The organism is Echinicola sediminis (genome assembly GCF_054777495.1).
Genome location: NZ_BAAHAP010000153.1, coordinates 1 through 7,956, shown reverse-complemented (window position 1 = coordinate 7,956; position 7,956 = coordinate 1). Strand labels below are relative to the sequence as shown.

The following is a 7,956-nucleotide window of genomic DNA, read 5'->3' as shown; positions in this document are numbered from 1 at the left end:
TTTTCTTGATTTTTATCATTAAAAGGTTCTTCATAAAGAAGAATATGTTCGAATGCACCAATTTTCTTAGCATAATCTAGATAAGATTGGATTGAGCTCTTATTATTATAGCGACCATTGGCATCCATTGTATAATATAGTTTCCCTGAAGTGGTTTGATCAGACTCAAAGTTTTTCAATACCCCGTGAACTTCAAGCAAACGTTCTTTATCCTTTTGAAGCATTTCTTCCTCCGTAGCAGGCTGTCCTGTCTTAATTTTGAAAACAAAATAACCATCCTCAGCGGCCTTTTTGATGGACAATAAGTTCATTCCATATGAAACTTGGTACATGACTGCTACCTTTTTATTTCTGAATGAAAGCGCTTCCCGGTAGTCCAAGGGTAATACCTCTCTGAAACTTAGCGTATCATTTCTTTTGGCAAAACACATCCAAAGGGCATTATCAATGCTTACTAGGGCATTATAGACAAAGTTGATGTTCAAATCCGCATGTCCAGTTAACCACTTTGCCTCTTCATAAATTTCTGGGAGAATATTATCGATCGCAGCAATTGGAGATTCGAAGGAGCTCCCTTTCAATTTGTCTACTGCTTTATTCAAAATAACAAACATTTGTGCATTACCTCCGGCTTCCGAATTTGAGGCAAACACTTTGGCATCGCCATAAAGTACACTTTGAGTGGCTAGGCCGAGACCTGCATTTCCATTGGAGTCCTTTATCAGGGTAGCCACTTGCCAAAGCTCTGTTAGGTATCCGCCTTTAAAACCAAATGGATATAGTAGTTTCTCTCTATTAAAATTTGAATATCCGTTTCTTATTTCTAAATGCTTTCTATTCTTTCCCATCTCGTTTTTCATGGAATAACCTTGTAATAAACTCATAGATGCTATTGCAGCTGCTCCTTGTCGTAAAAAATATCGTCTGTTCATCCTCCTGTTTATTTTCAATTACTACCGTAGTTCTCACTTATGCTTCAAAAAATATTCAAGAAATAAATAAGCCTGCTCATTGGAATATTTATTTGGTGAATGGTCTTGACGGTTTGTCATTGCCACCCTGTTTTCATATCCCAATAGTTTGTTGACTTCTATGGCATGGTTCAATGCGATCCATCTATCAACAGGATCAGAGGATCCTCCTGAGACCAAAAATGGCCGCGGAGCCATTAATGCATGTAATTCATGAAGATCATATCCCTCCTTTAATAACTTTGTGTACAGTCCTTTCCCTTCATTTTCCAAACTGGATGTACTCCAAGTATTCTTCCAAGGTGGCGGATAATAGCCCAGATACCAAGGTTCCCAATAGTTTACGGCAGCCCCTTTAGTCTCATCAAACACAACACCGGGATCGGACCATACTCCACAAGCAAATCCATCAAACAAGCTTGAAGCAAACATTGCCCACTTTCCTCCGAATGAATGTCCCATTATCCCAATCTTGGTAGGGTCTACAGCTGGATGTTTGGCCAAAACATGCCAACCATTCGCAGCTGCATATCCCAACATCGACAAGGGCTGTACCTGGGCATCCTCCAAGGAAGGATAAAATAAAGAATATATACCACTCTTTGACTCCTTCTTCGTTCCTATTGATAATGTCACAAAACCTCGATTGGCCAATTGCCTAGCAAAATCACGGTCCGCTTTCCCCTCACCAATAGCCGTTTCTGGTTCATAAAAAACGGTAATCACTGCGGGCTTTATTCCCTCTTCCTTTGGGATCAACAAATATCCTTGCGTTTTTTTATTCGGAAGCCAGTCAAAACTTACCCTATACTGTATGTATTTTTCTTTTGGAACAGTATCGATAATATGAAGTTTTTGATCAGTAAGAAATTCAGGCCATTCTCCCATCAATTCATGCCAGTGTTGTTTAATTTCAGCCCTCCTTTCATACCAGTCTTCCGGATCCTTGACCGTTCGGCCATCGTAAAATTTGAGTGGGGATCTAAAGTCACCAAATTCTTTCTGATAAGATCGGGGCGGTTCAAAATGACCTGCAATCCTATTCCACAATGAGTCCGCGTTTACATCCTCTTCAATCATATTTCTAGAATTGTGTGATATTGAATAAGATACCCCAATACAAGAGATTGCGATCATTAATCGATGGAAGTAAATTAGTATATACATAAATCAACTTTCTGATAATTCTGCTGCTGAAGTGTTCATCCACTCCTTAATTTTGTACCTCCCTTATGCAAGGAGGTATGTACAATTTCTCCTCCCCTATATTGTCATAAGACATGGCTAGTTTTAGCCAGTTAGGCTCATATTGGTTGAGGCTTTATCCAAACAAGAAATTATTTACCGAAACACCATCACCAACCTGGGTTCTGTGTTAAATTGTCATTTAGAACAATTTGACTTTCGGGAATTGAGTTAAGGTAATCTCTGTCCAGTTTGAAACCATAGCCATTGGGCATTGCATTTTGAAAAGGATCTAGAAAACCATTTTCATCAACCGGAAAGGGATTTTCTTTAATTTGTGATGCCATAAACCCCTTTGGTCTTGTTCCCACAATCAGTTCATCAGCTGCTGCCCACCTTGCTATATCGTCCCACCTAAAGCCTTCCCCTGCCAACTCGACCCTGCGTTCACGTCTAATCTCATTGATGACTGGGGACAAATCAGGAAAATGCCAGTCCGGGTCAGTCGTTATTTCACTCAAAACAAGGTTTGGCATTCCCACTCTATCTCTTAGTAACTTTATTGATTTATTAATATCCTCTTGTGTAATTACACCTAATTCAGCTTTGGCTTCTGCAAAATTGAGAAGTGCTTCGGCATACCTGTAAATTAAGCCAGGAGATTCTTCATACTGTTGAACATGGTAGGCAGTATTTGGGTTATATCCTTTCTGAATGATATAACCACTAGGAGCATTATAATCAGCTGTAGTATTAAGACTATTGTAAACACTGCTCCAATATTCCAATTGCTCATTAGGAAGAATTTGCCATACCTGCTCCGGTGTAGCAATGGTTTGGTAAAATCGGGGATCACGGTTTTGAGCTTCAGTAGCTAATAAATTATACCCTCCAAAAAGTGGGCTTCCTGAAATGGGTTTACCATCTATACAAAGGTATGCATCAGCTAATTGTTTGGTAATGGTCTTATTGCTAGGGGTCCTCATTCGGAAAAATCGATCATTAGTAAAACTTCCATCTCCCTGGGTGATGCTCTGGTCAAAATTCTGCCAAAACATCAATTCACTATTTGAGGAATAATCCAACAGGGAGAATAAGTTTTTATAGTCTTCTTCTGGATTCCCTGTATTGTAAACCTCATATATTCCAGAATCGATAAGTTTTTCCGCTGCTTCCACTGCTTTGGCGAAATATTTATCTGGGTCAGCGTTTTCCACACCGAAATCAGTCCCCTCATGATATTTTTCCCATGCCCCTTCATAGAGAGCTACCCGGCTTTGGATCAGCAAGGCCATCCACCGGTTTATGCGCCCAGCCCCAGTTGTTTTATCTTCAGAAAGGTAAATTGCAGCTGAATCCAACTGATGAATAATAAAATCGGCTACCTCATTACGAGGATCACGAGCATTATACAATTCTGGTGAATCGGGTCCTAATTCCTTCGTCAGAATTTGGATATCCCCATAGTTGCGCATCAAATTAAAGTAAATAACTGCCCTAAAGAAATATGCTTCTCCCAGATACTGCTGATAATCTATTAAGGAATGGTTTGCTTTAACTCTGTGATAATTGTCGAAGAAAAAGTTGATACTTCGGACATCTCCGAAATTTATACTTCCTGTTGGAATAGCCACTCTTGTTCCCTGAAGCCTCAAATCCGGAGTGCCAGCCACTTCGTTATCACTGTCAAAATCACTACCATGATTTGCATACCTAGGAAAATTGTTGCTGTTGTAGAAAGTGTTTAGATAAGCGCGCATTTGCTCGGGCGTATCAAAGAAGATATCCGATGATGTAGCATCTAGGGGCTCACGGTCAAGAAAATCACTCTGACAGGAGCTATTAACCACCACTAGTATTATAGTAACTATTAAAATATATTTATTCATAATATTCCAGAATTAAAATTTAGAAAGTAAGGTTTAAACCAAATGAGAAAGATTTAGTATTGGGATAAATTTGTCCAGTGGTCCGGTATCCCCCGAAACTTGCATCCGATGCTATCATGGTTTCAGGATCCAAAACTTTTGGCACCCTTGTAATCAACAATAAATTTTCTCCAGAAACATATATTCTTAACCTACTGATGTTAAAACGACTCAAAAACTCGTTGGGCAAAGAGTATCCCAACTGAATATTCCTTAGGCGCAAATAAGCTGCATTAATTAAATATCGACTTTGGACTTGACGATTCTTATTAGTCTCAGCAGTAAAGTAGGGCTTAGGAAGAAAGGCATCAGTGTTAGGCCCTAATATGTTGGTTTCATTGGATGGCCTCCAATAATCAAGATTATATGAATCCTTGAAAATTGCAGAACCTGGCCAATTAAAGATTGCTCCCCAGAATATTGAAGAATTTAGTTGAGGATAATAATCCTGTTTACCAACACCTTGCCAAAACATGGAAAAATCGAAGTCTTTCCAGTTTATACCTCCTGTGATACCAATATTATATCTTGGTTGATTATTACCTATTATCTTAAGGTCACCATGGTTATCTAAAGTCCTTTGCCCATCATTTATGACTCCATCTCCATTTAGGTCCTTATATTTCATGTCACCTGGTCCCCACTGACTATGATATCTAGATTGATCTGCCATTTCCTCCCCTTCATTTTGGATAAGGCCATCAGACTCAAATCCCCATACTTCACCTACTCGTTTGCCGGCATACCAATTATCAATAACCCCTTCATCATTCCTATATTTTAGTATTTTGGAACGATTGTCCCCCAGACTTACGCTGGCATTATACCCAAAACTGGCCGAAGGATTATCTCTCCATGACACCACGATTTCATATCCTTTAGTGGATAGTTCTGCATTATTTGTTCTTGGAGCTGGAGAACCTAATTGATAAGGTAATGAAAGAGCGGGTCCTACCATGTCCGCTGTCACTCTGTTAAACCAATCTATTGTTACGTTTAATTGGTTTTCCCAAAAGCCCGCATCGATACCAATATTAACAGAAGTAATGGTTTCCCAAGTTAGATCATCACTTATAAGGGCAGGAACGCTTGCATATGCAGGCCTTTCTCCATTAATTATCCAATTAAGTTGACTACCCGTTGGCATAGTTGACAAATAGCGATAATTCCTAACATTGTGTGTTCCTGATGTGGTCACATTTTGATTTCCCAATGAACCATAGGATGCCCTAACTTTAAAGAAATTGGCAAAATCCCTTAACGGTTCCCAAAAGTTTTCCTCTGAAATAGCATAACCTACTGAACCTGATGGAAAGAAACCCCAACGATTATCCGGTGCAAATCGAGATGAACCATTATACCTTGCACTAAATTCAAATAGGTATTTTTCTTTGAAATTATAATTTACCCTTCCGAAGATCCCTTGAGTAGCCCAATGATAAATCATATCATCCAAACTACGTTCTCCTAATGAAGTACTAATAGAAGGGACTTCCCCACTGATCAAATTACTCCCGTTACCCGTAATTCCTGTATAAAATCGATACTCTTGCTCATAACCCGCCAATGCCTTGAAATAGTGATCCTCAAAAGTTTTCTCATATGAAGTGATACCATTGATCATCGTATATATATTTTGCGAAAATGAGGTTTTATATCCCAAAACAGCTTTTCCTATATTACCGAACTCCCCGGTACCTAACTCAACTGGGACAGGCTTAGGGTTGGAAGTACTGCGATGGCCTTGATTGTTATGATTAAATGAGAACGAAGTTTTCCAGCCCTTGATAGGCTCTAATTCACCTCCTAGGGTGATAAAAAAATCATTTGTATAGCCTTTATCCCTCCCTGAACTCTGTAAATTCCGAACCAGAGGACTTTGCACAGTTCCGTTGATATTATAAAAGGGCATCATTGGGGCGAAGGTGAACATTCCATCAAACAAATGCTCACGACCAACTGTGGTATACCCCATCGGATGGTCACTTTTATTATAGGCATATTTTACACTTGAATTGAATTTCAGCCAGGATGTAATTTCTGCATTATAATTGGTCATGAAGTTATAGCGTTTAAAACTATCATTACCCCAACTATATAAACCGTTTTGTTCCACATACCCTCCCGAAACATAATATTGGTTGCGTTCATTGCCGCCCGAAACATTGATATTATGTTTTTGGTTAAATGCTGTGTTTCCCATTAAAATATGTGGCCAGTCATAATTAGCATTACCATTTCTACGTCCGGCCCAAATATTATTAATAGGATTTTCCGGGTCGTATTCATAAGGGAATGTCCCATTTAAATATCCTTGGATACGTTCCATTTGCTCATCACTGTAAATGGCATTTAACCCAGCGTTGGCCGCCGCCTGATTATAAGCTGTAGCCCAAGTGTAAGAATCCACAAAACTTGGCAACCTTACAGGTTTCCCAAAAGCCAGATTATTTGAATACTGAACATTTAAGCCTCCATTCTTACTCCCTTTCTTTGTAGTTATGAGAATTACACCAAAAGGAGCCCTTGATCCATAAACTGCCGATGCCGAAGCATCTTTTAAAATAGAAACACTTTCTATTGACTCTGGATCTATGTTATTGACATTCATCTCCACTCCATCAACTAGTATTAATGGTGAGGCATTTCCTTCTAGGGATCCCATCCCTCTTATGTTCCAATTACTTGCTGTCCCTGGCTCCCCTCCTCGCATATTCATGGAAATATTTAAGTTTGGCGAAGCCCCCTTTATCAGATCAGCCACGTTATTTGCTGCTCTGTCCTTTAAACGATCCCCCGCAATTACATCAACAGACCCGGTAAGATTTTCTTTCTTTTGTGTTCCATAACCGATTACTACAACCTCATCAAGTCCTTCGGAATCCTCTTCTAGAGTAACATTAATCGTTACTCTTCCATTAATAATGACTTCCTTGGATTTAAATCCTATATAACTAAACACCAGGGTGGCGTCCCCATCGACATCCTCTAAAGTATAATTCCCGTTTAGATCTGTTTGTGTCCCCGTTGTTGTACCCTTGATTACAATATTAGCTCCCGGCAATGTTCCATTGGCTTCTGACACCTGTCCTGAGACGGTAATTTGAGCATGTACCACCCCAGGGCATATCAAAAACACTAGAAGAACAATCTGTTTTAATATATTTTTTTTCATACTGTTTATATGGGTTAAATGGCTAAAAACATGTCAAAATTTAGCCCTGTAAGTAGTACATATTCAAACAATTTGGAATATTAATTAGCGGGAACGTTCCCGAAAAAACGTTAAATAATACCCCAGCTTTAAATAGTTTCAATCCCTATATACAGCTAACTAACAACATATATTTTATATAATTAATTCTAAAAAATTTAATATTTAACATATGTTTTTAAAAACAAATTAAAACTAAAGAAAGTAAATTTTATACATTAAATATGTTTTATTGAATGTAAATATCTAAAAAAAGTATACCCAAGGATTCTTAAGCTAACCCCGTTAAGGATGCAGAAACAAATAGTACTCTTTTACAGCTAAAACCACAAAATCATTTTTATTTGTCATTAACATAATATCAACAGGACCCTTTCGTCATTGAATTTGTTATTAGAATTTTAAAACCTACTTAAAACTTCGGAAGTAAACATCCACTGACACTTTTTTTGGACAAGAGGTTAAAATATTTGCAATCACTGAAGTCAAGAAAAATATTTAAAAGTGGCAAATAAACTCAGGGGGAATGACTAAATCGGGATGGACTGACACTCCCCCCTAAAAATTAAATTTTACAATGAATTCTTTAATGGTTATTTTTTCAGACTATAGTAATTGCGAATAAAGAGTTCTTTCCACATTTCTACATTAAAATCCC

General features: G+C 38.3%; 3 protein-coding genes and 1 pseudogene. All 4 read right to left on the bottom strand.

The window, feature by feature from the left end; genetic code table 11:
• Positions 1-932, bottom strand: a pseudogene (locus tag ACYVAA_RS21585) (L-alanine-DL-glutamate epimerase); the annotation flags it as partial.
• 33 nt (positions 933-965) lie between these two features.
• Positions 966-2,051, bottom strand: a complete 1,086-nt coding sequence (locus ACYVAA_RS21580) for a prolyl oligopeptidase family serine peptidase (protein WP_460545859.1) — start codon at positions 2,049-2,051, stop codon at positions 966-968.
• A gap of 275 nt (positions 2,052-2,326) precedes the next feature.
• Complete coding sequence (locus ACYVAA_RS21575) at positions 2,327-4,045, bottom strand: RagB/SusD family nutrient uptake outer membrane protein (protein ID WP_460545857.1); 1,719 nt, start codon at positions 4,043-4,045, stop codon at positions 2,327-2,329.
• 19 nt (positions 4,046-4,064) lie between these two features.
• Positions 4,065-7,259 (bottom strand): SusC/RagA family TonB-linked outer membrane protein, encoded by a 3,195-nt coding sequence (locus ACYVAA_RS21570; protein WP_460545855.1) that lies wholly within the window; start codon positions 7,257-7,259, stop codon positions 4,065-4,067.
• Between the last annotated feature and the right edge of the window lie 697 nt (positions 7,260-7,956).